Origin of the sequence: Pontibaca salina (genome assembly GCF_016307205.1) — a bacterium.
Classification (GTDB): domain Bacteria; phylum Pseudomonadota; class Alphaproteobacteria; order Rhodobacterales; family Rhodobacteraceae; genus Pontibaca; species Pontibaca salina.
On the sequence record NZ_JAEIJD010000001.1, the window covers coordinates 162,871 to 181,756 of the forward strand.

The 18,886-nt window shown below is 60.0% G+C and carries 24 protein-coding genes, 2 tRNA genes and 1 pseudogene; 24 read left to right on the plus strand and 3 right to left on the minus strand.

The genetic code is table 11. From position 1 onward, the window contains the following. Window positions 1–100: 100 nt before the first annotated feature. From JAO82_RS00855 to JAO82_RS14445, 9 genes are all read left to right on the plus strand, one after another. Complete coding sequence (locus JAO82_RS00855; protein ID WP_198684791.1) at window positions 101–1,006, plus strand: LysR family transcriptional regulator; 906 nt, start codon at window positions 101–103, stop codon at window positions 1,004–1,006. 15 nt (window positions 1,007–1,021) lie between these two features. Beyond that, the gene (locus tag JAO82_RS00860; protein ID WP_198684443.1) at window positions 1,022–1,342 is read left to right on the plus strand and encodes a hypothetical protein; all 321 of its coding nucleotides are present in this window, start codon (window positions 1,022–1,024) and stop codon (window positions 1,340–1,342) included. Between the two features lie 356 nt (window positions 1,343–1,698). After that, window positions 1,699–2,001, plus strand: coding sequence for an urease subunit gamma (locus JAO82_RS00865; RefSeq protein WP_198684444.1), 303 nt, complete (start codon window positions 1,699–1,701; stop codon window positions 1,999–2,001). 233 nt (window positions 2,002–2,234) lie between these two features. Then, window positions 2,235–2,555: an urease subunit beta gene (locus JAO82_RS00870; protein WP_198684792.1), complete on the plus strand. Its 321-nt coding sequence runs from the start codon at window positions 2,235–2,237 to the stop codon at window positions 2,553–2,555. Beyond that, a complete protein-coding gene (locus JAO82_RS00875; protein WP_198684445.1) occupies window positions 2,542–4,251 on the plus strand; it encodes an urease subunit alpha in 1,710 nt (569 codons plus the stop codon). Before JAO82_RS00870 ends, JAO82_RS00875 begins: the two co-directional genes overlap by 14 nt. After that, complete coding sequence (locus JAO82_RS00880; RefSeq protein ID WP_232897162.1) at window positions 4,252–4,938, plus strand: urease accessory protein UreF; 687 nt, start codon at window positions 4,252–4,254, stop codon at window positions 4,936–4,938. It begins immediately after the preceding gene. After that, a complete protein-coding gene (locus tag JAO82_RS00885; protein ID WP_198684446.1) occupies window positions 4,916–5,749 on the plus strand; it encodes an urease accessory protein UreD in 834 nt (277 codons plus the stop codon). The genes JAO82_RS00880 and JAO82_RS00885 overlap by 23 nt, the downstream gene beginning before the upstream one ends. An 18-nt stretch (window positions 5,750–5,767) precedes the next feature. Next, window positions 5,768–6,502: an urease accessory protein UreG gene (gene ureG / locus JAO82_RS00890; protein WP_198684447.1), complete on the plus strand. Its 735-nt coding sequence runs from the start codon at window positions 5,768–5,770 to the stop codon at window positions 6,500–6,502. A gap of 153 nt (window positions 6,503–6,655) precedes the next feature. Next, window positions 6,656–6,778, plus strand: coding sequence for a HoxN/HupN/NixA family nickel/cobalt transporter (locus tag JAO82_RS14445; RefSeq protein WP_408635486.1), 123 nt, complete (start codon window positions 6,656–6,658; stop codon window positions 6,776–6,778). A gap of 380 nt (window positions 6,779–7,158) precedes the next feature. On the opposite strand, the gene JAO82_RS00900 is transcribed toward JAO82_RS14445, so the two are convergent. Next, window positions 7,159–7,233: transfer RNA gene (locus tag JAO82_RS00900), tRNA-Thr, on the minus strand. Between the two features lie 170 nt (window positions 7,234–7,403). Here JAO82_RS00900 and JAO82_RS00905 point away from each other — a divergent pair. The 14 genes and pseudogenes from JAO82_RS00905 to JAO82_RS00970 all read left to right on the plus strand — a co-directional run bounded on the left by JAO82_RS00905 (window position 7,404) and on the right by JAO82_RS00970 (window position 15,628). Then, window positions 7,404–7,562, plus strand: a complete 159-nt coding sequence (locus JAO82_RS00905) for a hypothetical protein (RefSeq protein WP_198684449.1) — start codon at window positions 7,404–7,406, stop codon at window positions 7,560–7,562. Between the two features lie 6 nt (window positions 7,563–7,568). Beyond that, window positions 7,569–8,837, plus strand: a complete 1,269-nt coding sequence (gene murA, locus JAO82_RS00910; RefSeq protein WP_198684450.1) for a UDP-N-acetylglucosamine 1-carboxyvinyltransferase — start codon at window positions 7,569–7,571, stop codon at window positions 8,835–8,837. After that, entirely contained in the window at window positions 8,834–9,304 is a 471-nt protein-coding gene (locus tag JAO82_RS00915; RefSeq protein ID WP_198684451.1) for a DUF2948 family protein, read from the plus strand. The genes murA and JAO82_RS00915 overlap by 4 nt, the downstream gene beginning before the upstream one ends. A gap of 83 nt (window positions 9,305–9,387) precedes the next feature. Further along, a complete protein-coding gene (hisD, locus tag JAO82_RS00920) occupies window positions 9,388–10,689 on the plus strand; it encodes a histidinol dehydrogenase (protein ID WP_198684452.1) in 1,302 nt (433 codons plus the stop codon). Between the two features lie 7 nt (window positions 10,690–10,696). Beyond that, the gene (locus JAO82_RS00925; protein ID WP_198684453.1) at window positions 10,697–11,176 is read left to right on the plus strand and encodes a UPF0262 family protein; all 480 of its coding nucleotides are present in this window, start codon (window positions 10,697–10,699) and stop codon (window positions 11,174–11,176) included. After that, window positions 11,177–11,638, plus strand: a complete 462-nt coding sequence (locus JAO82_RS00930) for an arsenate-mycothiol transferase ArsC (protein WP_198684454.1) — start codon at window positions 11,177–11,179, stop codon at window positions 11,636–11,638. A gap of 160 nt (window positions 11,639–11,798) precedes the next feature. After that, window positions 11,799–12,017 carry a translation initiation factor IF-1 gene (gene infA, locus JAO82_RS00935; protein WP_005978431.1) on the plus strand — a complete coding sequence of 73 codons (219 nt, stop codon included), beginning with the start codon at window positions 11,799–11,801 and terminating at the stop codon, window positions 12,015–12,017. A 13-nt stretch (window positions 12,018–12,030) separates the two neighbouring features. Beyond that, complete coding sequence (locus JAO82_RS00940; RefSeq protein ID WP_198684455.1) at window positions 12,031–12,609, plus strand: Maf family protein; 579 nt, start codon at window positions 12,031–12,033, stop codon at window positions 12,607–12,609. Continuing rightward, a complete protein-coding gene (locus JAO82_RS00945) occupies window positions 12,606–13,628 on the plus strand; it encodes a ribonuclease E/G (RefSeq protein ID WP_198684456.1) in 1,023 nt (340 codons plus the stop codon). Before JAO82_RS00940 ends, JAO82_RS00945 begins: the two co-directional genes overlap by 4 nt. Further along, on the plus strand, window positions 13,625–13,810 hold the full coding sequence (locus tag JAO82_RS00950) for a DNA gyrase inhibitor YacG (RefSeq protein ID WP_198684457.1): 186 nt from the start codon (window positions 13,625–13,627) through the stop codon (window positions 13,808–13,810). The genes JAO82_RS00945 and JAO82_RS00950 overlap by 4 nt, the downstream gene beginning before the upstream one ends. Before the next feature lie 420 nt (window positions 13,811–14,230). Then, a tRNA-Phe gene (locus tag JAO82_RS00955) sits at window positions 14,231–14,305 on the plus strand. Window positions 14,306–14,366: 61 nt separating this feature from the next. Next, the gene (locus tag JAO82_RS00960) at window positions 14,367–14,960 is read left to right on the plus strand and encodes a DUF6538 domain-containing protein (protein ID WP_232897163.1); all 594 of its coding nucleotides are present in this window, start codon (window positions 14,367–14,369) and stop codon (window positions 14,958–14,960) included. Continuing rightward, a pseudogene (locus JAO82_RS00965) lies at window positions 14,933–15,145 on the plus strand (transposase); the annotation flags it as partial. The gene JAO82_RS00960 and the pseudogene JAO82_RS00965, both read left to right, overlap by 28 nt. Before the next feature lie 225 nt (window positions 15,146–15,370). Then, window positions 15,371–15,628, plus strand: coding sequence for a DMT family transporter (locus tag JAO82_RS00970; RefSeq protein ID WP_332872451.1), 258 nt, complete (start codon window positions 15,371–15,373; stop codon window positions 15,626–15,628). A 19-nt stretch (window positions 15,629–15,647) separates the two neighbouring features. Here JAO82_RS00970 and JAO82_RS00975 read toward each other — a convergent pair whose 3' ends face one another. Together JAO82_RS00975 and aroA are read right to left on the minus strand one after the other, a co-directional pair. After that, window positions 15,648–16,253 (minus strand): (d)CMP kinase, encoded by a 606-nt coding sequence (locus tag JAO82_RS00975; RefSeq protein ID WP_198684458.1) that lies wholly within the window; start codon window positions 16,251–16,253, stop codon window positions 15,648–15,650. Window positions 16,254–16,264: 11 nt separating this feature from the next. Next, window positions 16,265–17,617, minus strand: a complete 1,353-nt coding sequence (gene aroA, locus JAO82_RS00980; RefSeq protein WP_198684459.1) for a 3-phosphoshikimate 1-carboxyvinyltransferase — start codon at window positions 17,615–17,617, stop codon at window positions 16,265–16,267. A 241-nt stretch (window positions 17,618–17,858) separates the two neighbouring features. Here aroA and JAO82_RS00985 point away from each other — a divergent pair, with 241 nt between their 5' ends. After that, complete coding sequence (locus JAO82_RS00985) at window positions 17,859–18,881, plus strand: aspartate-semialdehyde dehydrogenase (RefSeq protein ID WP_198684460.1); 1,023 nt, start codon at window positions 17,859–17,861, stop codon at window positions 18,879–18,881. Window positions 18,882–18,886 lie beyond the last annotated feature (5 nt).

An 18,886-nucleotide genomic window follows, 5' to 3' on the forward strand; every position in this document is an offset into this window, starting at 1 on the left:
ATAGCCGAAACCGTCGAGATTCCTTGCCAACCACTGATAGCGTACATAGATGGGTGTATCGCGTTATAAGTCATAAAGATTAGGACCGAAAGTGAGCGCATTGGACTGGGATAGGCTCAGGATTTTTCATGCCGTTGCCGATGCGGGGAGTTTAACCCACGCAGGTGAGGTTCTGAACCTGTCGCAATCTGCGGTGAGCCGCCAGATTCGCGCCCTCGAAGAGGCTTTGAACACGCCCTTATTCCATCGCCACGCGCGCGGCCTGATTCTGACTGAACCGGGCGAACTTCTGTTTGATGCGTCCAAGGCGATGGCAAAACGTCTGGATGCCGCGACCGCTCGTATTCGTGACAGCGAAGAAGAGGTGCTGGGCGAACTCCGCGTGACCACCACAATGGCATTTGGCACCATCTGGCTGGCGCCCCGTCTGCCCCGACTGTTTGCAAAATACCCCGACCTCAAGGTCGAGTTAATGCTGGATGAGCGCGTGATGGATCTGCCCATGCGCGAGGCCGACGTCGCCATCCGCATGAAGGAACCAAGTCAGGCCGATCTGGTCCGCAGACGATTGATGTCGGTGCAGATTCGTCTGTTCGCTACCGATGAATACCTCGCCCAGAACGCACCCCTCACGCAGCTTGAAGACCTGGCTAAACACCGGCTTATTTGCCAGAATGCCGCCTCCCCCCAAGTATCTGCCGGAGCAGAACTGGTTAAGCAGTTGTTGACCTATAACCCCCGCTCACTGCTGACCGTAAACAATTATTTCGGAGTCCTGCAATCGGCGCTCAACAATCTGGGAATCGGCGTTTTACCCGATTACGTGACCGAGTACTTCCCCAGTCTTGAGCGTGTACTTCCAGAAATAGAGTCGTCGGTGGTGCCGGTCTACCTCGCCTATCCCGAGGAGCTGCGTCAATCTAAGCGGGTTTCCGCTTTCCGCGACTTCATCCAAGAAGAGATCATTGCCCAGCGTAAGCAATTGAAAGATCTAGCAAAAACCTAGCCATGCAAAGCACGCATGCCCGGCATGCTGCTGCGCCTGCAAAATGGCCTTGAATGGGCACTGGCAGGTGCCTATCTCTGCCTCATGAAGGTTGAGGCCTTCATACCTCCCTGTTGGACTTTGGCCGAGCGTAATGCTCGGCCTTTTTTTATTCGAGCACCAAAAAACGCTATTGGTCCAGTCAATAAGCGCATCGTGTCGATCGATAAAATCAAGCCTTTCCGATTTTGGCTGAGCGATCACAGCGCATCAAGCACCAGCGATCGCGACGAATCGCATCTCGTCGAAAAATTCGGCAAGCTTACATACGACACCGCGCCTTGCCACCTGCACTGAACGACAGCGGATGGCCCGCGTCTCAGCCTTTAGCGGGATGACCGCGTCGGCAACAGCTTGCTCCGAGATCTCCGATTTTTGAACCTGTAGGACCTTTGCGCGGCAGCACCGTCGTTCGTGATTGGCGCTGGCGTTGGTGGCATACTTGTCGGCTCATTCTATGAACGCGAGATCGTCAAAAAACACGCCGTTTGCTGAAACGAAGTGTTCTTCTGACGTGAGAAATTGATGACAGAAATACTGTTATGTGCAATGTTTGGCAGGACAGATGGAACCGGATGCGAGACAAAACGGTTCCCCTTTAACGGGAACTATTGCCGGGCGCATGGTGCTTCGAACAACTGAAAGGATGAGCGATGTTACTCAGCATGCATGAGCAGGAACGACTCATGGTCTACACGGCGGGCAAGTTAGCGCTGGAACGTAAAGAGCGGGGCCTGAAGCTCAATCTTCCGGAAGCAACCGCGCTCCTGACCTCTTACCTTCTTGAAGGCGCCCGCGACGGCGAGACGGTGATCGACCTTATGGAATCCGGGCGCAATCTGCTCAGCCGCGATGACGTCATGGAAGGTGTCCCTGAAATGCTCGCGCAAGTCCAAGTCGAGGCGACATTCCCGGATGGCACCAAACTTGTCACTGTGACGGAGCCAATCCGATGACCCTGAAACCCAATCCCTTCGCAAAGCTTTTATCTAAGAAAGTCGACGATTCAGCCGCCGCCCACGAAACCGACGACCCCGGTCGCGAATACGACCAGTCCAGTTCCGATGCGCAAGAGCAAACTCGGTCGTCCGGCACCAGCGCCCCGAGCGAACCGCGCCGCCCTGGCGGAGGAACCCGACAAGCCCCGCGACGGCAATCGGAGGCACCTCTTGAGCCTGAGGCAGACCCGATCATCCCCGGCGAAATCCTATATGCCGAGGACGATGTCGTCATCAACGAGGGGCTTGAGATCACCACGTTACGGGTGGCCAATACATCAGACCGCCCGATCCAGATCGGATCACATTATCATTTTGCCGAAGTGAATGCAGCGCTTGACTTTGACCGCGACGCCGCTTGGGGCAAGCGTCTTGCGGTGCTGTCGGGCGGGGCCGAACGGTTCGAGCCCGGCGCTGTCGCGGAAGTGGAACTGGTTCCAATCAGGGGCAGACGCATTGTTCTGGGTCTGCGCGGGCTGTGTAAAGGAGAGTTGGACAATGCAAAAGGTTGATCGCCGCGAATATGTCGCCTCCTACGGACCAACCAAGGGCGACCGCATCCGGCTCGCCGATACCTGCCTGACCATCGAGGTCGAGGAAGACCGCTCGGGGGGTGGCGACGAGTCGGTCTTTGGTGGCGGCAAGTCGATCCGCGAATCCATGGGCCAATCGGCGCACACGCGCGCGGAGGGAACGCCCGATCTGGTCATCACCGGCGCAATCATCTTGGATCATTGGGGGGTCATCAAGGCTGATATCGGTATCCGCGACGGGCGGATCACGGCGATTGGCAAGTCCGGAAACCCCGACACGATGGACGGGATCCACCCCGATCTGGTGATTGGCCCTTCGACCGAGATAATGGCAGGCAACGGTTTGATTGCCACCGCCGGTGCGATCGATACTCATGTCCACTTCGTCGGCCCGCAGATGTTGCAACTGGCGCTGGCTTCGGGCGTGACCACTGTGACCGGCGGCGGCACCGGCCCCACCGAAGGGTCAAAAGCCACGCTGGCCACCCCCGGCGCGTGGTGGATGGAACGAATGCTCGAAGGGTTCGACCCGTGGCCGGTGAATGTTCTGTTCCTCGGGCGCGGCAACACCATGTCGAAAGAGGCGATGTGGGAACAACTCCGCGGCGGTGTCGGCGGCTTTAAGGTGCATGAAGACTGGGGCGCGACGCCTGCAGCCATCGACGCCTGCCTGTCAGTGGCCGAAGAGTCCGGTGTTCAGGTGGCGATTCACTCGGACACATTGAACGAGGCCGGTTTCGTCGAGGATTTGCTGAAGGCGGTCAAGGGCCGCACCTTTCATGCCTTCCACACCGAAGGCGCGGGTGGCGGACATGCCCCCGACATCATCAGCATCGCCGGAGAGCGCAACGTTCTTCCCGCCTCGACCAATCCGACGCGGCCGTTCACCCGCAACACTGTGGCCGAGCATCTGGACATGGTCATGGTCGCCCATCACCTGAACCCACAGGTGCCCAATGATCTGGCCTTTGCCGAAAGCCGCGTGCGCGCCGGAACCATCGCCGCCGAGGACATTCTTCAGGATCTGGGAGCGATTTCCATCATGTCCTCGGACGGACAGGCGATGGGGCGGATTGGCGAGACGGTGATGCGAACCTGGCAGACCGCGCATCAGATGAAAAAGCTGCGTGGCTCGGCTCCGGGCGATAACCGCGCCGACAACCACCGCGCGCGGCGCTATGTGGCGAAATACACGATCTGTCCGGCGATTACGCATGGGATGGAACGCGAGATCGGCTCGATCGAGGTTGGCAAGAAGGCCGACATCGTGATGTGGCAACCGGCGCTATTTGGGATTCGGCCGCATACGGTGTTCACGGGCGGCATGGTGGCTACAGCGGCGCTGGGTGATCCCAACGCCTCGATTCCGACACCGCAACCGGTGATGGAGCGCATCGGATTCAACGTTCACTCCCCTGCATCCGGTGCAACCAGTCTTGCCTTCGTGTCGCAGGCGGCGATGGAGGACGGGCTGCCGGATCGGATCAACACTAACCGCCGATTTGTCGCCATAGAAAACACCCGTGGCCGCACCAAGGAGGATATGCCCGAAAACACCGCATTGCCGAAGATCGAGGTCGATCCCAACACCTATGCCGTCAGGATCGACGGCGAACTTGCCGATCACGAGCCGGCGGACGAGTTGCCAATGGCCCAACGATATTTCCTATTCTGAATGCAGGTTCACGAGATTGGGAAACAAGCGGCGCTTTTGCTGCTGGCAGATGGGCGGTTGCCTGCGGGCGGCTATGCCCATTCAGGCGGGCTGGAACCTGCGATCACTGCTGGCCGTGTTACCGATGTGGCCGGGTTGGAACGGTTCCTGATCGGGCGCACCGAAACCGCCGGCTCGCTTGCTGCCAGTTTCGCGGCGGCGGCCTGCGCAGGTTCGCAGGGCGGCGATCTATCAGGACTGCCTATGCTGGAAGCCGAACTTGACGCCCGCATCCCGTCACCGGAGCTGCGCAAGGTGTCGCGCGATCTGGGGCGGCAGTTGCGCCGCGCCATGAACAGCATCCACCCGCACTCGCACTTTGCAGCACTCGGCAGGGCACCGCATCAACCCGTCGTAATGGGCGTCGCGGCGGCGGTGCTTGGGCTTGGCCCGCGTGAGGCCGCATTGGCCATTTTGCATGAAAACACGGCCGGAGCCGCGGCCGCGGCCGCAAAGCTCATGCGCATCGATCCCTTCGAGGTTCATGCAATTCTGGCCCGCATGACCGCTCGTCTGGACCGGCTGGCAGTAAAAGCGGCCGAATTTGTGAACCGTCCGTTTGCCGATCTGCCCGCGCCCGGATCGCCGCTGACCGACATCGCGGCCGAGCACCACAGGAGGAGCGATGTACGACTCTTCGCCTCGTAGACCACCAAAACGCCTGGCCGGTGCGATGTCGGGCCGGGCGGTGCTCGCCAGCAAGCTTGCCGCCGACGGCCGCACCAGCCGGGTGGAAACCTTGCGCTCTGACGGCCCGCTCGTGCTGCGCCCGTGCCATCCGAAAGGGCCCGAACCGCTGACTCAGCGGCGGCACGACATTGCCCGCGTCGCGCTCGCAGCGGGTACGGCGGGACCGCTGGGCGGAGACCGCTATGCGCTGGACGTCCATGTCGGGGCCGGCAGCACACTGGTGCTGAGCGAAGTTTCGGCAATGCTGGTCCTGCCCGGCGCGGAAGGCGGTCATTCGCATATGTCGATCACCGTTTGCGTGGAAAACGGCGCGACATTCGTCTGGTGGCCCGAGCCGATCATCGCGGCCGCGAACTGCGACCATCGCCACGATGTACGCATCGCGCTTGCCCCAAACGCGCGGATGGTCCTGCGCGAGGAAATCCTGCTGGGCCGCCATGGCGAATCGCCCGGCGATTTTACCGGCCGGTTGCGCGTCACACGCGATGGCGCGGCGCTTTACGACCAGCAGTTAAGTTTCGGCCCGTCGGCGGACGGCTGGGACGGTGCCGCTGTGGTGGATCAGGGGCGCGCGGTCGGATCGATCATCGCGGTGGACCCTGATTGGACGGATATGCCCCCGCAAGCCACGCCTTTTCACAAAACCGCAGCCCTGACCCCTCTGGCCGGACCCGGCGTTGCCATTGGTGCAGTGGCGCCCGACAGCCTGGCATTGCGTCGCCTGCTGACTCAAGGATTGAACGAACTCGGGCCGCCTTGGGCGATCTGACTTGAAGGAGAACCAGTGATGACAGACGAGCATAAAACAGAAGAAACGCGCGCCCTGCGCCTTGGAATTGCCGGTCCCGTTGGTACCGGCAAAAGCTCAGTGATTGCCGCCCTGTGCCGCCATCTGCGCGATGAATTTGCCATTGGGGTGATCACCAATGACATCTACACCGACGAGGACGCGCGGTTCTTGAAATCAGAAGGCGTATTGCCCGAAGAGCGTATCCGCGCCGTCGAAACCGGTGCCTGCCCGCATACGGCGATCCGCGACGACGTGACGATGAATCTGATGGCTGTCGAGGATATGGAGCGCGACTTTGCCCCGCTTGACATCGTGCTGGTGGAAAGCGGCGGCGACAATCTCACCGCGACTTTCTCGCCGGCGCTGGTCGATGCGCAGATCTTTGTGCTGGACGTGGCTGGCGGTGGCGATGTGGCGCGCAAAGGCGGGCCCGGAATCGGCCGGGCCGATCTGCTGGTCATCAACAAGATCGATCTGGGCGAGCATGTGGATGTGGACGTCGTGCAAATGGTTACTGATGCTGAAAATGCGCGTGACGGTGCGCCGGTTCTACCCCTGTCGCGCAAGCGCCCAGAAACAGTGGAAAAACTGTGCGACTGGGTGCGGCAGATGCACAAGACCTACGCCGCCGGCGGACATATCCCCATTGATCCCGGCCCGATGGCACCGCATCATCACCCGCACGCGGACAGCCATGAGCATGGACATCCCCACAGTCACAGCCACGACTGAAGAAAGGCCAAGCGGAAAGGAAGCTCATATCTCAAGCCGATACCACCGCACAGCATCGCAAGACCGCTGATCGCTATCACCTTGGCCATCATTGGCCTTGTCGTCATCGGCTGGGGAGGGTTTTTCTGAGCGGTATTGCGCGGTAACTATCTTTTGCCGGGAGGCGGTGTATTCAGCACTGGCCTCGCCCTCACCGCATTTACGCTGGGATTGCGTCATGGGGTTGACCCCGACCATATCGCCGCCATCGACAATGTGACGCGGCGAAACCCCTGATCATACATAAATCGCTGACGCGCTGGCCCGTCGCGGTTTGCTGGCGCGTATCCTCGCTCCGGTGGCTGCCGGGAGGACAAACCGTGGAAGATGTATCCCGTCGCCGCTCTCTTTGGTCTGGGTTTCGACACGGCGACAACGCTCGCGCTATTGGTGGTCGGCGCTAGTCTGCCGGATATTGGTTTAGAGCTTCCACATGTCCGGCGGACCTGCAAGGCCGCTTCGGCGGATGTGGATGCGCAAGGTTTTCCTTGGCTTTGTAGCCTACACTCGACCTACAAACGCTTCCTATTCAAAAACTTGCATCATGCGTTCGCATGATTTGTAGTTTCACACGCCCAGCGTGTGTTGGGATAAGTATCTGAATTTGTGGGGTTTTCTGGTGCTGCTGGAGAGAATCGAACTCTCGACCTCTCCCTTACCAAGGGAGTGCTCTACCTCTGAGCTACAGCAGCGCCGTTGCAGCGGGTGACTAGACGCTATTTTAAGACCGTGCAAGCGCATTTTCACGATTCTGCTTCGGTTCCGCAATTAGCCCCCGAACGTGCGCGGTGCTTTCACCGCCATTGCAGAAACCGCGATGCAAAATCTGGACCGCAAGTGGCCAAGGCTGTAGGAGGGAACCATGGCAGACAAACCCACACAGACCAGCCCGAACAAACCGGTGCAAAACCGGCAGGACAGACTCAAGGCAGCGTTGAAGGCCAACATGGCCAAGCGCAAAGCGCAGGCGCGTGCCCGGGCTGAAAACACGGGTGATGAGTCAGGCAAGAGCGAGGACTAGCAGCCCATGGATTCAATTCTGGTAACAGGGAACGGGCCCCTTAATGGGCAGATCCCGATTGCGGGGGCCAAAAACGCCTGCCTGACGCTAATGCCCGCCACATTGCTGAGCGATGAACCGCTTACTTTGACCAATGCGCCACGGCTCAGCGACATTCGCACCATGACCGAACTGCTCGGGTCGCTTGGGGCCGAGGTTTGCAGCCTGCAGGACGGGCAGGTTCTGACCATGTCCAGCCACAATCTGAGCAACCACAAGGCCGACTATGAAATCGTGCGAAAAATGCGCGCGTCGATTCTGGTGCTGGGGCCGATGCTGGCCCGCGACGGTCATGCCATTGTCTCGCTGCCCGGCGGTTGCGCCATCGGCGCGCGACCTGTGGATTTGCACCTGCGTGCGCTAGAGGCGCTGGGAGCAGAACTGGATCTGCGGGACGGCTATGTCCATGCCAAGGCGCCGGGCGGCCTGAAAGGGGGGCACATCGACTTTCCCGTGGTCTCGGTGGGCGCGACCGAAAATGCCCTGATGGCGGCGACGCTGGCGCGCGGCACGACGGTGATCGAAAACGCCGCGCGCGAACCCGAAATCGTTGATTTGGCGGAATGCCTCGGGCGCATGGGGGCGCAGATCGAAGGCGCGGGAACCGGTACTATCACCGTTCAGGGGGTGGAGCGCCTGCACGGCGCGACCCACCCTGTTGTGACCGATCGGATCGAACTGGGCACCTATATGCTGGCTCCCGCGATCTGCGGCGGCGAGGTCGAACTATTGGGCGGACGCTATGATCTGGTCGGGGCCTTTTGCGACAAGCTTGACGAGGCTGGGGTGGAAGTCACCGAAACCGCAAATGGCTTGCGCGTGAAACGGCGCAGCGATCATGTGCGAGCGGTGAATGTAACAACCGAGCCCTTCCCCGGCTTCCCCACCGATCTTCAGGCGCAGATGATGGCGCTGCTGGCCACTGCCGACGGGGTCAGCGTTCTCGAAGAAACCATCTTTGAGAACCGCTTTATGCATGCGCCGGAGTTGATCCGCATGGGCGCAGATATTGACGTTCACGGCGGCACCGCTACGGTCACCGGTGTCGAGCGGCTGAAAGGTGCGCCGGTCATGGCGACGGATCTGCGCGCAAGCGTGTCGCTGATCTTGGCCGGGCTGGCGGCCGAAGGGGAAACCCTTGTCAGCCGGGTCTATCATCTGGATCGCGGCTATGAGCATGTGGTGCGCAAGCTGCAAGGTGTGGGCGCGAAAATAGAACGGATCAAGGGCAAGTGAGCAGAGACGCAACATTTGAAGAGGGGCGCGAGGTTCCGTTGAACCTTGGCGCGCTGGAGGCAGAGGATCTACAAGTCATCTCCTCGTTGGCACAGGATTCGGTGTTTCCCATGACTGAAATGTCGTGGACTCCGGCGCGGCACCGTTTCGCGATCCTGCTCAATCGCTTTCGTTGGGAAGACGAGGGCCGAAACCGCCACGCTCCGCAGCGGGTGCGCTCACTTTTGGTGGTGGATAACGTACGACATGTTTCCAGCCAAGGGTTGGATCGCAGCGACAAGGATGTGATCCTTTCGCTTTTGTCGATCAGCTTTGAGCCGTCCGACGAGGTCAGCGGAACGGTCCTTCTCATCCTCGCGGGGGACGGTGCAATCCGTCTGGATGTTGAAACGCTGGAGATCTCGCTCAAGGACGTGACTCGGCCTTATGTCGCTCCGTCCGGCAAGACACCCGAACACAACGATTGATCGCCACGACACCGATACATGTTCGCGCGCCTTGAGCCTGCCTCTGCGCATCTCTAAAAGAGCATCCTAACTGGAGCTTTGCCATGCCTATAACGCTGACCACCACCCAGCCCGACTTTGACGCGCGTTTTACCGCTCTACTGGGCGCCAAACGCGAGGACAGTCCCGATGTTGACGCTGCCGTGGCCGAGATCATCGCCGATGTCCGGACGCGCGGTGATCAGGCGCTGATCGAACTGACCGCCCGCTTCGACAGATTGGAGCTGACAGCAGAGCGCCTGGCATTTTCGCCTGAAGAAATCGCTCAGGCCATTGCGCAGGTCTCGGACCCGGAGCGTGCCGCGCTGGAACTGGCCGCCGAGCGCATCCGCGCCTACCACGCCCGCCAGATGCCCGAAGATGCGCAATGGACTGACAAAACCGGTGCAACCCTTGGCTGGCGCTGGACGCCGGTTTCTGCGGCCGGGCTTTACGTGCCGGGTGGGTTGGCTTCGTATCCGTCATCAGTGTTGATGAACGCGATTCCGGCCAAGGTGGCAGGTGTTGAACGCCTTGCTGTGGCGGTGCCAACGCCCGATGGTGTGATCAATCCTCTGGTGCTTCTGGCCGCGCAGATCGCGGGCGTTGACGAGATCTATCGCGTCGGCGGCGCGCAGGCGGTGGCGGCGCTGGCTTATGGAACCGAAACCATCGCCCCCGTGGACAAAATCACCGGCCCCGGAAACGCTTATGTCGCGGCCGCCAAACGCCGGGTGTTCGGCAGGGTCGGGATCGACATGATTGCCGGTCCCTCGGAAATTCTGGTGATCGCGGATCGCAATAACGATCCCGACTGGATCGCGCTGGATCTGCTCAGTCAGGCCGAGCACGACGAAAGCGCGCAGTCTTTGCTGATCACCGATGACGCCGATTTCGCGCAACTGGTGATCAAGGCGGTGGACCGGCGGTTGGAAACGCTGGAACGGCGGGCAATCGCGGGGGCCAGTTGGCGCGATTATGGCGCGGTCATCGTGGTTCGCAATCTCGACGAGGCGGCGGCACTGTCAAACCGGATCGCACCGGAGCATCTGGCCCTATGCGTCTCAGAACCGCAGCGGCTGGCCGACCAATGCATTCATGCCGGAGCGATTTTTCTCGGTCAGTGGACGCCCGAAGCGATCGGCGATTACGTCGCTGGACCGAATCACGTTCTGCCCACCGCGCGCTCGGCCCGGTTTTCATCGGGGTTGTCGGCGCTGGATTTCCTTAAGCGTACCACCCTGACCCGTATGAGTCCGGAAGCGCTGCACGCCACCGGCCCAGCCGCTGAGACGCTTGCGCAATCCGAGAGCCTTGAGGCGCACGGCCTGTCGGTGCGCGCCCGTCTCGATCATCTGAACAGGTAGGCTGCCCATGTCGCATATCATTGATATCGTTCTTGATGACTCGGGATTGCCGACACCGACGCCGGAAATCGAACAAGAGCGCAAAGTCGCCATATTCGACATTCTCGAAGATAACAGCTTTGTGCTGCCGGGCAGTGACGACCGCCCAGCGCCCGAGGGACCCTATCGGGTGAATCTGTCGATTCGGGACAAGCGGCTGGTGTTCAGCGTACAGACCGAGAGTGGCGACAGCGCCGCAGAATTCCACCTGTCCCTGGGGCCGTTCCGGCAAGTTGTTAAAGATTACTTTCAGATTTGCCAAAGCTACTTCGAAGCAGTCAAAACCTTGCCGCCCAGCCAGATCGAAACCATCGACATGGCCCGGCGCGGGATCCACGATGAAGGTAGCCGGGTGCTGCAGGAACGATTGAACGGCAAGGTCGAGATCGATAATCATACCGCTCGCCGCCTATTCACGCTGGTCTGCGTGCTGCATTTCGGGGGCTGAATGGCCGAGCCGCTTCCTCAGTCGGTGCTGTTTTGCTGCGATCATAACGCAATACGGTCACCGATGGCCGAGGGCATTATGAAAAAGTTCTACGGCACCGGCACCTATGTGCAGTCAGCCGGCGTCAGCACCGATATGGAGGTCGACGGCTTTGCGGTCGCTGTCTGCGACGAGATCAATGTCGAGCTGTCACGTCACCGGTCACGGTCTTTCGACGAGATGGAGGAATGGGGCGATGATCTGGGGTCATTCGATCTTGTCGTGGCGCTGTCCCCCGCAAGCCAGCGCCGCGCGCTGGAACTGACGCGATACTTTCACCTGGAGGTGGTTTATTGGCCTATTCTCGACCCCGCCGGATTGGGCGAGGCACGTGCAGAGAAGCTGGTACATTACCGACAGTCGCGCGATCAGATCATCACCCATCTGAAAAAAAAATGGGGCGAGCCGACAGAGGGTGCCTGATCGGCCCCGGATGGCCGAGAATCACGCAGGAAAAACAGCAAAATCGCGCGACGGTGCGAAAACCTCCGGGCCTGTCAATTGCTCTCTTGAAAATCAGGGCATTTAGGCCCATCTAAGCCAGCGAACCGCTTATCGCGGAGCAATTACATATGGAGACAACATGGCCAAGGAAGACACGCTTGAATTCCCCGGTGTCGTGAAAGAACTCCTGCCCAATGCGACATTTCGGGTCGAGCTTGAAAATGGCCATGAAATTATCGCACACACGGCAGGCAAGATGCGCAAAAACCGCATCCGCGTTCTGGCAGGCGACAAGGTGCAGGTCGAAATGACCCCCTACGATCTGACCAAGGGTCGGATCAACTATCGTTTCAAGTAAACGCCACCGACCCGTGACGTTTATTCTGGGATCCGCCAGTCCGAGACGACTCGACCTGCTGGCGCAGTTGAACGTCACGCCGGATGCGATTCGCCCCCCGGACATCAACGAAACTCCTCAAAAGGGTGAGTTGCCCCGGCCTTATTGCATGCGCATGGCGCTGGAAAAGGTACGGGCAGTTCCATCGTACACAGAAGATCTGGTGCTCTGCGCTGATACTACTGTGGCGATGGGGCGGCGTATCCTGGGCAAACCCGCCGACGCCGAAGAGGCCGCGCGTTTTCTGCGCGCGCTGTCAGGACGGCGGCACCGGGTCGTGACCGCAATTGCCCTGCGCCGCGGGGAGCAAATCTGGCGGCGTGACGTTGTCAGCCAAGTCCGGATGAAACGCCTGAGCGAAGCTGAGCTCAACGACTATCTTGCCACCGGCGATTGGCAGGGCAAAGCTGGCGGCTACGGCATTCAGGGTCCGGCCAGCGCATTCATTCCGTGGATCAGCGGATCGTTCACCGCAATTGTCGGCCTGCCGCTGGCCGAAACCGCCACCCTGTTGCAGACAGCGGGCTATCCCCTGTATCAGGGCCGTACATGAAGGGCCGGACCATCATACTCGATCACTTGCAAGGGCGCGAAACCGCCGCCCTGATGGTCGATGGTCGCCTTGAGGATCTGCTGATCGCCAGTGACGCCCCTGCCCCCGGCACGATCTACCGTGCGCGTACCGACCGCCCCGTCAAGGGCCAGGGCGGCGTCTTTCTGACCACCAGCGATGGCCCCGCCTTTTTGCGCAAGGTTAAAGGCTTGGCGCCCGGCGACCGCTTATTGGTGCAGGTCAGTGGATATGCCGAACCCGGCAAGGCGATACCGGTCACACAGAAACTACTGCTCAAGAGCCGTTACGCCATCATCACACCCGATGCGCCGGGCCTGAATATATCGCGCACGATTCGCGACGAAGAAGAACGCGTCCGCCTGCTGGAAATCGCTCATGACACCATGGCAGACTCGTCATTCGGGCTGATCTTGCGGTCGTCCTGTGCCGGAGCCGATGACGACGCCATCGCCGCCGATATCACGGCAATGAAAACATTGGCTGATCAGCTCCTGAATGACGATTCGGATGCACTGGAAACATTGGTCGATGGTGACGGACCACATGCGCTGGCATGGCGCGAGTGGACCGATCCGGCCGAGATTGTCACTGATGCGGGTGCGCTGGAAACCCATGATGTCATAACCGCGATCGACACGGCGCTAGGTTCTCGCGAACCGCTTACCGGGGGTGCGGTGCTGTTCATCGAACCCACACGCGCCCTTGTCGCTGTAGACGTCAACACCGGCACTGACCTGTCGCCTGCGGCGGGGCTGAAAGCCAACCTGGCCTGCGCCCGTACCCTGCCCCGCGCCCTGCGCATTCGCGGTCTTGGCGGCCAGATCACGTTGGATCTGGCTCCGATGCCCAAGAAAGAGCGGCGCCTGTTCGAAACCACGCTACGCGCTGCGTTGCGCGCCGATGGCGAAGAAACGATACTGGCCGGCTGGACCCCGCTCGGCCATTACGAACTGCAACGCAAACGCGGCCGCGTGCCTCTGCGCGAGATTTCTCGATGAAGTGCCCTTTATGTCAGACGCCCACCGACCGTAACTGGCGGCCTTTCTGTTCTGCCAGCTGCGCCGATCTTGACCTTGTCAAATGGCTCCGCGGCTCATACGCGATCGCATCGCACGAGCCCGAAGATATTGAGCAGGCTCAACAGCAGCTATGCGAGCGCTTAGATAAACCGAATTTATAGGCCTTAACTCACCGATTCCGCACCGAATCCCGAGATTTATCTGAGGTCATGCCTCAGAATTTCTATATATAACCGCGGAAAGCGCCGCCGATTTCTCCGGGATGGTTTAAAACCTGCCGAGATGGCACTGCGAACTATTTGCGGTTTTCGACGTCTCTGATTGTCCAAGGTCGTTTAGTTTTTTCTCAAGGCTCTGTGTCAAACCGCTTGGTCACTGACCCCGTTAAGAACGCGCGCCTGGCACACCTGTTTGGTCAATGGCTACAGAGAAGTTTAGCCTGCCTTCAGCGGCCAGTCCGGCAGTTTTCACTGAGCCAGCAAATTCAAACTCTTCGAGCGCGCCATTTATCAAAATCGCTCTGGACACTGCCTCCTGCAGCGCCTAGAACGCCTGCACCCAAAGGCCCAAGCCTTTCCCATGCCCGGGTAGCTCAGGGGTAGAGCAGTGGATTGAAAATCCTCGTGTCGGTGGTTCGATTCCGCCCCCGGGCACCACATCTTCAGCTAACTCATTGGTTTTACTCCAACTTTTAACATTTGTTAGGAGCCGTAGACCATGTCGGAGACCATTTCCCCCGCGTTTACCTTCGTCAAAGATGGTGTTTTCTACTTCAGCCGTCGCATCCCGAAAGAGCTGAAGCCTCACTACACGTCCCCTCGGATCACTTATTCGCTTCGCATAAGGTCCGCGAAGATCGCCGAAGCCAGAGCGAGAGGCGCTGCGGATCAGCTTGACGAGTACTGGTATCATCTGAGGTCTCGTGAGGTGACGTTGCCCGGGAAGCATATGCTGAGGCAGAGGAGAATCTCTGCTGGAGCGACCTTTGCCGATCACACTCCCACTATCTCAGCGTCATCTGTTCTGCTGTCTGAAGCTGTCGGCATTTATCTGCATCACAAGGGCAAGGATCGCCCCGTGACATTCCACAGAGCGGCTGAGAGGGCCTGTGGCTACGTGATAGATGCCCGCGGGGACAAACACCTCGACGCGTACACCAAGGCTGACGCCAACGCCTTTCGTGACGTCTTGATCGCTCGTGGCCTTGCAGGCAGCAGCATCACTAGGATCTTTGGCACCGTACGGGCCGTGACGAACTTTGCCGCGAGCGAAGCGCTGCCCAGATCGGGCCATGGGTCATTCAGATTGTGAAGCGCTCCGACACGGCCAAAGGTTTCGGGGTGACCCCACGAAGCTGGGTTGTCGAACGCACCTTCGCCTGGCTTGCGTGTTGCCGCCGATTGGCCAAGGATTGGGAGAAAACCATCGAAAGCGCTGATGCATGGGCCCTCATCGCTCATATCCGGCGGCTGACGAGACATCTCGCAAGGCCATGAATTACTTCATCCCATTTTGAATCGGACGCTCAGACGAAATGAATATTTAAAATTCTGCTGATTGGCTTTCACAGAGCCTTGTAGGCAGTGTTGTTCGATATCGTGCGTCAAACGAAAAGGGAAAGGTTCTGCCCGGATGGGCGGAGAGTTGACCTTCGCCGCGGGCGGCCTGCGATCGCCCGCCATCTCGGAAAGCTGGCCTTCGAGAAGTAAATTGTCACCTTGGTGTTTCTGTTATCACTGAAGCGGGGTGCCGGATTTTGGCGGGGCGCTTTAGGTGAGTTCTATGTCTGGGTAGCCTTATGGAGCATCCCGATTCTGGGCGCGCTCACCACTGCCTCAATATTGATTCTGGGGCAAATGATTGCGGCGCTGGCCGTCGATCATTTAGGGCTGATCGGCCTGCCGGCACGCGACATCATCCTGCCCCGCCTTGCTGCGGCGGGGCTGGTCGCGGCTGGCCTGGCGCTGTCGCGCTTTTAGCCACCCGCTCTAAGGCTAATTACATGCGCGCCTCGACAGCGGTGACCGCAGCCTTGACCGCCTCTGCAATCGTCATGGCGGAAGTGTCGATGGTCACCGCATCATCAGCAGGTTTGAGCGGAGATTCGGATCGCGACATGTCGCGTTCGTCCCGTGCACGGACCTCGACCAGCACGGCATCACGGGTGGTGTCGACCCCCCGCTCTCTCAACTCGTCGAAACGGCGGCGGGCACGGACTTCTGGGGTAGCAGTGATGAACAGTTTGGCATCTGCGTCAGGACAGATCACTGTGCCGATGTCGCGCCCGTCCACGACCGCACCGCCCGAACGTCGCGCAAAGGCCCGCTGAAAATCAACCAGCGCAGCGCGCACTTCAGCGATCACCGCAACTTTGCTGGCTGCATCCGCCACGGCAGGACCGCGCAAATTGTCCGCGTTCAAATCCGCTGCCACCAGCGCCCGCGCGGCCTTAACTGGATCGGCACCCGTCAGCGTGCACGCGCCAACGGCACGATAAAGCAGCCCAGTGTCTAGATGCGCAAACCCGAAATGCTCTGCCACAGCACGGCTGATGGTGCCTTTTCCGGCCGCTGCCGGTCCGTCGATTGCGATGGTGAATGCCATTGTCCCTCCGTTTAGCAATCGCCGCGCCGGATCGTCGCGCCAAGACCCGCCATGAGCGTTTCAAAGCTTGGAAACGAGGTGGCGATCGGGCCGCCATCGTCGACGCTTACGGCCTGTTTCGCAGCCATGCCCAGCACTAGGAATGACATTGCGATGCGGTGATCCAGATGACTGGCGCAAACCCCCGCGCCTGCCACGCTGCCAGCACCATTGCCCTCAACCGCAAACCAATCCTCGCCCTCCTCCACGGTGACGCCACAGGCGCGCAGCCCAACCGCCATCGCGTCGATCCGGTCGCTTTCCTTGACCCGCAACTCCGCAACCCCCGCCATCATGGTCTGGCCCTGCGCGTTCGCCGCGACAACCGACAGGATCGGGTATTCGTCAATCATGCTGGCGGCACGCTCGGGCGGCACCACGATACCTTTCATATCGGGCGAAAACCGCGCCCGCAGATCGGCGACGGGTTCGCCACCCTCGTTTCGCATATTTTCATAGGTCAGATCCGCCCCCATCTCGCGCAGCGTATCGAACAGCCCGGCCCGCGTCGGGTTCAGCCCGATCCCCGGCACCAACACGTCCGATCCGGGCACGATCAGTGCCGCACACACGGGAAAGGCGGCGCTTGATGGATCGCGCGGGACGGCGATGGTCTGCGGGCGCAGTTCAGGCTGGCCGGTTAGGGTAATGACGCGCCCCTCGTCGTTATCCTCGACGGCAATCTCGGCACCGAACGCCAAGAGCATCCGCTCGGTATGATCGCGGGTTGCTTCGCGTTCAATCACGACGGTTTGGCCGGGTGCGTTCAATCCCGCCAGCAACACCGCCGATTTCACCTGTGCCGATGGCATCGGCACCGTATAGCGCACCGGCAATGGATCCTGCGCTCCGAGCAGCGTCATTGGCAACCGTCCGCCAGCGCGCCCGAAGGTCTGGCAGCCAAACAGTGCCAGAGGATCGGTCACCCGCGCCATGGGTCGCGAATTGAGACTGGCATCCCCGGTAAAGGTCGCCGCGATCGGTGACGTCGCCATAGCCCCCATGATCAGCCGGACACCGGTGCCGGAGTTGCCGCAATCGATGACCTGCTCGGGTTCGGCAAACCCGCCGACACCCACGCCCCGCACCGTCCAATCTCCGCTGCCATTGTCGATCACCTCGGCACCGAAGGCGCGCATGGCCCGCGCCGTATCGACCACGTCCTCGCCTTCCAGCAAGCCGGTGATGCGGGTTTCACCCAGGGCCATCGCGCCAAGAATCAGCGCCCGATGCGAGATCGATTTATCCCCCGGCGTTTCGGCCACGCCAGACAGCGGACCACATGGTGCGGATGTAAGTGGAATAGGAGCAACGCTTGCGGACATTGTATATCCTTGTATCTAGGTACCCCAGCGCTTAGCCAATTGGCACCCGCCGGTCCAGTCGCAAAACCAAACGCGGCGGCGCCTGATCGTTGCTTGGCGGGGACAGCAATTCATACCGGACGGCAATATAGTGCAGTTTCCGCTGCGATGCTTTCGCCAATACGGCCCCTTTAAACACGTAGTCAATGGCGTTATAGGACCGCGACCGGTCAAACGTATCGGAAATTATCAGGAGACTGACATGGGTTATCGCGTCGTCATCGTTGGGGCCACTGGCAATGTGGGCCACGAAATGCTGAATATTCTGGCCGAACGCCAGTTCCCGGTGAAGGATATCGCCGTTCTCGCCAGCCGCAGGTCGCTTGGCACTGAGGTCAGCTTTGGCGACAAGACTTTGAAAACCGAGGATCTGGACACATTCGACTTCGCCGGTTGGGATATGGCGCTGTTCGCAATCGGCTCGGAAGCGACCGAGAAATACGCGCCGCGCGCGGCCAAAGCCGGGTGCATCGTGATCGATAACTCGTCGCTCTATCGTTACGATCCCGACGTACCGCTGGTAGTGCCCGAGGTGAACCCCGAGGCGGTCGAAGATTACGCCAAGAAAAACATCATCGCCAATCCGAACTGCTCAACTGCGCAAATGGTCGTGGCGCTAAAACCTCTCCATGACCGCGCCCGGATCAAGCGCGTCGTGGTCAGCACCTACCAGTCGGTTTCCGGCGCGGGCAAAGACGGCGTCGATGAGCTGTGGGACCAGACCAAGAGCATTTACAATCCGGTCGACAACAAACCCGCCGAGAAGTTCACCAAGCAGATCGCGTTCAACGTGATCCCGCATATCGATTCGTTCATGGAAGACGGCCAGACCAAGGAAGAATGGAAGATGGTCGTCGAAACGAAAAAGATCATCGACCCGTCGATCAAGGTGACCGCGACATGCGTACGGGTGCCGGTCTTTGTCGGGCATTCCGAGGCGATCAACATCGAGTTTGAAGACCATCTGGACGAGGACGAGGCCCGCGACATCTTGCGCGAAGCCCCCGGCCTCATGGTGATCGATAAGCGGGAAGACGGCGGTTACGTCACCCCGGTGGAATGCGTCGGCGATTTCGCCACCTTCATCAGCCGTATCCGACAGGATTCGACCATCGAAAACGGTCTAAACTTGTGGTGTGTCAGCGACAATCTGCGCAAGGGCGCCGCGCTGAATGCGGTCCAGATTGCCGAAACGCTGGGCAATCGAGTCCTAAAAAAGGGCTGAACGGC

What these genes read in the sequence shown, in the direction of transcription:
- JAO82_RS00865 (WP_198684444.1), top strand. Translation starts at nt 1,699, where the DNA reads ATGTTACTCAGCATGCATGAGCAGGAACGACTCATGGTCTACACGGCG.
- JAO82_RS00945 (WP_198684456.1), top strand. Translation starts at nt 12,606, where the DNA reads ATGAAGGGCCGGACCATCATACTCGATCACTTGCAAGGGCGCGAAACC.
- aroA (WP_198684459.1), bottom strand. Translation starts at nt 17,617, where the DNA reads ATGTCCGCAAGCGTTGCTCCTATTCCACTTACATCCGCACCATGTGGT.
- JAO82_RS00975 (WP_198684458.1), bottom strand. Translation starts at nt 16,253, where the DNA reads ATGGCATTCACCATCGCAATCGACGGACCGGCAGCGGCCGGAAAAGGC.
- JAO82_RS00985 (WP_198684460.1), top strand. Translation starts at nt 17,859, where the DNA reads ATGGGTTATCGCGTCGTCATCGTTGGGGCCACTGGCAATGTGGGCCAC.
- JAO82_RS00885 (WP_198684446.1), top strand. Translation starts at nt 4,916, where the DNA reads ATGTACGACTCTTCGCCTCGTAGACCACCAAAACGCCTGGCCGGTGCG.
- JAO82_RS00875 (WP_198684445.1), top strand. Translation starts at nt 2,542, where the DNA reads ATGCAAAAGGTTGATCGCCGCGAATATGTCGCCTCCTACGGACCAACC.
- JAO82_RS00880 (WP_232897162.1), top strand. Translation starts at nt 4,252, where the DNA reads ATGCAGGTTCACGAGATTGGGAAACAAGCGGCGCTTTTGCTGCTGGCA.
- hisD (WP_198684452.1), top strand. Translation starts at nt 9,388, where the DNA reads ATGCCTATAACGCTGACCACCACCCAGCCCGACTTTGACGCGCGTTTT.
- murA (WP_198684450.1), top strand. Translation starts at nt 7,569, where the DNA reads ATGGATTCAATTCTGGTAACAGGGAACGGGCCCCTTAATGGGCAGATC.
- JAO82_RS00960 (WP_232897163.1), top strand. Translation starts at nt 14,367, where the DNA reads ATGTCGGAGACCATTTCCCCCGCGTTTACCTTCGTCAAAGATGGTGTT.
- JAO82_RS00930 (WP_198684454.1), top strand. Translation starts at nt 11,177, where the DNA reads ATGGCCGAGCCGCTTCCTCAGTCGGTGCTGTTTTGCTGCGATCATAAC.
- infA (WP_005978431.1), top strand. Translation starts at nt 11,799, where the DNA reads ATGGCCAAGGAAGACACGCTTGAATTCCCCGGTGTCGTGAAAGAACTC.
- JAO82_RS00950 (WP_198684457.1), top strand. Translation starts at nt 13,625, where the DNA reads ATGAAGTGCCCTTTATGTCAGACGCCCACCGACCGTAACTGGCGGCCT.
- JAO82_RS00860 (WP_198684443.1), top strand. Translation starts at nt 1,022, where the DNA reads ATGCCCGGCATGCTGCTGCGCCTGCAAAATGGCCTTGAATGGGCACTG.
- JAO82_RS00925 (WP_198684453.1), top strand. Translation starts at nt 10,697, where the DNA reads ATGTCGCATATCATTGATATCGTTCTTGATGACTCGGGATTGCCGACA.
- JAO82_RS00905 (WP_198684449.1), top strand. Translation starts at nt 7,404, where the DNA reads ATGGCAGACAAACCCACACAGACCAGCCCGAACAAACCGGTGCAAAAC.
- ureG (WP_198684447.1), top strand. Translation starts at nt 5,768, where the DNA reads ATGACAGACGAGCATAAAACAGAAGAAACGCGCGCCCTGCGCCTTGGA.